5 protein-coding genes are annotated in these 3,991 nt (G+C 63.4%); 4 read left to right on the forward strand and 1 reads right to left on the reverse strand.

The window, feature by feature from the left end; translation table 11 throughout:
- The 4 genes from H5T60_12440 to H5T60_12455 all read left to right on the forward strand — a co-directional run.
- Positions 1–267: hypothetical protein (locus H5T60_12440; GenBank protein ID MBC7243240.1), on the forward strand; the 267-nt coding region annotated here is incomplete at its 5' end.
- Between the two features lie 22 nt (positions 268–289).
- Positions 290–1,015, forward strand: a complete 726-nt coding sequence (gene rsmG, locus H5T60_12445) for a 16S rRNA (guanine(527)-N(7))-methyltransferase RsmG (GenBank protein ID MBC7243241.1) — start codon at positions 290–292, stop codon at positions 1,013–1,015.
- Between the two features lie 114 nt (positions 1,016–1,129).
- A complete protein-coding gene (locus H5T60_12450) occupies positions 1,130–1,729 on the forward strand; it encodes a hypothetical protein (protein MBC7243242.1) in 600 nt (199 codons plus the stop codon).
- 185 nt (positions 1,730–1,914) lie between these two features.
- Positions 1,915–2,274, forward strand: a complete 360-nt coding sequence (locus H5T60_12455) for a nitrous oxide-stimulated promoter family protein (protein ID MBC7243243.1) — start codon at positions 1,915–1,917, stop codon at positions 2,272–2,274.
- Between the two features lie 13 nt (positions 2,275–2,287).
- Here H5T60_12455 and H5T60_12460 read toward each other — a convergent pair whose 3' ends face one another.
- Entirely contained in the window at positions 2,288–3,808 is a 1,521-nt protein-coding gene (locus H5T60_12460) for a YifB family Mg chelatase-like AAA ATPase (protein ID MBC7243244.1), read from the reverse strand.
- Positions 3,809–3,991: the final 183 nt, after the last annotated feature.

Below are 3,991 nucleotides of genomic sequence, written 5' to 3' on the forward strand. Positions count from 1 at the left end.
GGGGCCTGGGCCTACCTCTGGACCGTGGAGCCGCTGGGGGTGGCGCTGGGCCTGCTGGCGCTGTATTTCTTTGGCCGGCGCGCGCAGGTCCTGCTCGTGGCCGCCGCCGTCATCGGCGCCGCCAGCGTGGTGGTGTTCGCCGTCCTGGTGAGCCTGCTGGAGCGGCCGGCCGGCGGCTTGGTCGGGGCCTTCCTGCTCCTGCTGACGGGCGCCCTGCTGGTCATCGGCGCGCTGGTGCGCGCCCGGCATTCTCCACCGCCGGCGTAAATCCGGGAAGGAGCCGGCCGCGGTGAAGCTCCTGGCAGAAGGCGCGCGGCGCTTTGGCCTGACGCTGACGCCGGCCCAGCTCGAGCAGTTCCGCAAATACTGCGATGAGCTGATGGAATGGAACCGCCGCTTCAACCTGACCGCCATCGAGGAGCGCGACCAGATTCAGGTCAAGCACTTCCTCGATTCCCTGTCCCTGCTGACCGTCTGGCGGCCGGAGGGCCAGCCGAGCGTCATGGATGTCGGGGCTGGGGCCGGCTTTCCCGGCCTCCCGCTTAAGATCGTCTGTCCCCAACTGCGTCTGACGCTGGTGGAGGCCACCGCCAAGAAGGTGGAATTCCTGCGGCACATCATCGCCCTGCTGGGCTTGAGCGACGCCATTGCCCTGCATGAGCGGGCCGAGACGCTGGGCCGGCGGCCCCCCTATCGGGAGCAGTACGACCTGGTGGTGGCGCGGGCGGTGGCGGCCCTGCCGGAGTTGGCGGAGTATACCCTGCCTTTTGCGCGCGTGGGCGGGCTGGTGGCGGCGTACAAGGGGCCGGCGGCGGCCCAGGAGGTGCAGGAGGCGGAGTTCGCGCTGGCAGTGCTGGGCGGCCGGCTGGAGCGGCTGGTGCGGGTGGAAGTGCCCGGTCTGGCGGAGGAGCGCTATCTGGTGCTGGTGCGCAAGGCGGCGCCGACGCCGGCGCAGTACCCGCGCCGGCCGGGCGTGCCGCGCAAGCGCCCGTTAACCGACGCGCCGGCCCCTTAGCTAGCGGAAACGGTAGTACCTGAACTTGCATTCAACCCTACTAGTTTCTGGAGTGCGTATGAAATGGGCCGGTATCTTACACCATCCGAAACTAGACAGGAATACATAGACCATATGGGCGAGCCATTGGGAAAGTTATTCTATGAACTGTGGAGAGAGCTCGCATGGCTCTATGTCAAATGGAATGAATATCTTGAACTGTTTGGCGAGAGATCCAAAGTAGATTTACTGAACCAAGCTGCGCCTGCTTTCTTTCGCATGGTGCAGGATATCTTTTGGTACGATATACTGATGCATATTGCTCGTCTCACTGACCCTCCCCGGTCCACGGGAAAACCAAATTTGACAATCCGCTGTTTGCCTGAACTCATCACGGAGCCAGACCTTGCTGATTCAGTGAAGGAGGCGATAAAGGAGGCGGAAGAAAAGGCGAAGTTCTGCCGAGACTGGAGAAATCGCCGGATAGCACATCGAGACTTGCACCTCGCGCTATCTGAAAGTGCACAACCTTTGGAGATCGCAACTCGTGACAAAGTGCAGGACGTGTTGTCCGCATTATCTCTGGTATTGAACAGGGTAGAAGAGCATTATGTAGGGGCGATCACAATCTTCTCGCCGCCTATTCCCGCTCTTGGAGGGGCCCCAAAGCTGCTTAATGTGCTACGTTACGGAATTGAAGCCCAACAGCAACGATGGCCGAGGTTCAGCGAGTAAACAGATATACATTGCCGGCGGGGAAGGGGGTACAGGGCTGGGGCTGTTAGGCCTGGATGCACTAGTGGGACTGATGGGATACCTCGTCCAATGAGGGTATAGGCTAGTCTATGTATGTTGCGCACTCCACGCAGTGTGTTCGCATCGCAGAAAAGTGATCCGTTATCGAGGGGGATGCGAAAGCGATGAACCCTGGCCGGCTGGAGCGAGAGAGGCGCACACTATTTGCCATGATCGAGATATACTGCCGTGCCCACCACGGCACGCGATCCGCCTTGTGCGCCGAATGTGAGGAGCTGTATCAGTACGGACTGCGCCGGCTCGATAAATGTCCGTTTCAGGATGACAAGCCCACCTGCGCCAAGTGCCCTATCCACTGCTACAACCCGGCCATGCGCGAGCGCGTCCGGCAGGTGATGCGCTTTGCGGGGCCGCGCATGCTCCTCCATCATCCCCTGCTCACCATCCGCCACTACCTCGATGAGTTGCTGTATCGAAAGGCCGGCCGACCCGGGGGAAGCCCCAAGGGGAAGAAAAGGGGATAGGCGGGCAGAATTCTCACAGCATCAATTGGGCGCGGTACTGGATGGCCTCGGCCAGGTGCGCCGGCGCGATCTGTTCGGCGCCGGCCAGGTCGGCGATGGTGCGCGCCAGCTTCAGCGTGCGGTGATAGGCGCGAGCGCTGAGATGAAGCTGGTGCACCGCCGCTTTCATGAGGGCGCGGCCGGCCTCGTCCAGCCGGCAGTAGCGCTGGATCTCCGACGGCCCCATATCGGCATTGGTGGAAAGGTGGGTGCCGGCGAAGCGCGCCCGCTGAACCTGCCGGGCGCGCTCCACCCGCTGGCGTATCACCGCCGACAGCTCCCCCTGCCGCTCGGCGGCGAGCTTCTCATACTCCACCCGCGGTACATGCAAATGAATATCAATGCGGTCCAGCAGGGGTCCGGAGAGCCGCTTCTGATAGCGCTGGATGAGGTGCATGGAACAGGTGCACTCTTTGACCGGGTCGCCGTAGTAGCCGCAGGGACAGGGATTCATGGCGCCGACCAGGATGAAGTCGGCGGGGAAGGCCAGCGTGGTGGTGGAGCGGGCCAGCAGGATGCGCTTCGATTCCAGCGGCTCGCGCAGTACCTCCAGCACGCGCTGTCCGAACTCGGGCATTTCGTCGAGGAACAGGACGCCCTTATGGGCCAGGCTGATCTCACCCGGCCGCGGCCAGTGTCCGCCGCCCACCAGGCCGGCGTAGGAGATGGTGTGGTGCGGGGCGCGGAAGGGGCGATGTCGGATCAGCGGTTCATCCGGCGGGAGCAAGCCGGCCACGCTGTAAATTTTGGTAACCTCCAGCGCTTCCTCGATGGTGAGCGCCGGCATGATGGAAGGCATGGCGCGCGCCAGCAGGGTTTTGCCGGCGCCCGGCGGCCCCACCATCAGCACATTGTGTCCCCCGCTGACGGCGATCTCCAGCGCCCGCTTGACATGTTCCTGGCCGCGGATATCGGCAAAGTCCACCGCATAGGGCGGCGGCTCGGCATCCAGGCCGCGCTGGTCCTGGTAAGGGGTGATCGGCTCCAGACCCTGCAGATGCCCCACGAGCTGTGCCAAGTCGCTGACCGGCATGACCTGAATGCCTTCCACCAGGGCGGCCTCCGGCGCGTCCACCGCCGGCACGAAGATGGCGCGGAAGCCGCTGGTGCGGGCGAAGGAGGCGGCAGGGAGGATGCCGGCGGTGTGGCGCAGTGTCCCGTCCAGGGACAGCTCGCCGATAAAGAGGGAATCCTCCAAACCGTCCGGCCATATCTGCTGGGAGGCGGCCAGCACGCCGACGGCGATGGGCAGGTCATACGCCGGCCCCTCCTTGCGGATGTCGGCCGGCGCCAGGTTGACGGTGATGCGCTTATTGGGCCAGGCGAAGCCGCTGTTGCGGATGGCGGAGCGCACGCGCTCCTTGCTCTCGTTGACTGCCGCATCGGGCAGTCCCACGATGGTCAGGCCGGCCATGCCGCCGGAGATGTCCACTTCCACCTCCACAGCGGCGCCGTCCAGCCCAATGAGAGCACAACTGGAGACCTTGGCCAGCACGCGCATGCTCCTGATGTCGGCGGTCAGATAACCTCAGTATACCATCATGCTCAGGGCGCGTCAATCGCAGGGTAAGCTGGGTCTTACCCACTTTTGACAGTACGACGTCCTCCTGCTATTTGGTAGTTGCGAAACCAACCATAGAGCAGAGAGGGCGTCGTGACACTAACATACCATGATGTA

This window comes from Anaerolineae bacterium (assembly GCA_014360855.1).
In the GTDB taxonomy this organism is placed as follows: Bacteria; Chloroflexota; Anaerolineae; order JACIWP01; family JACIWP01; genus JACIWP01.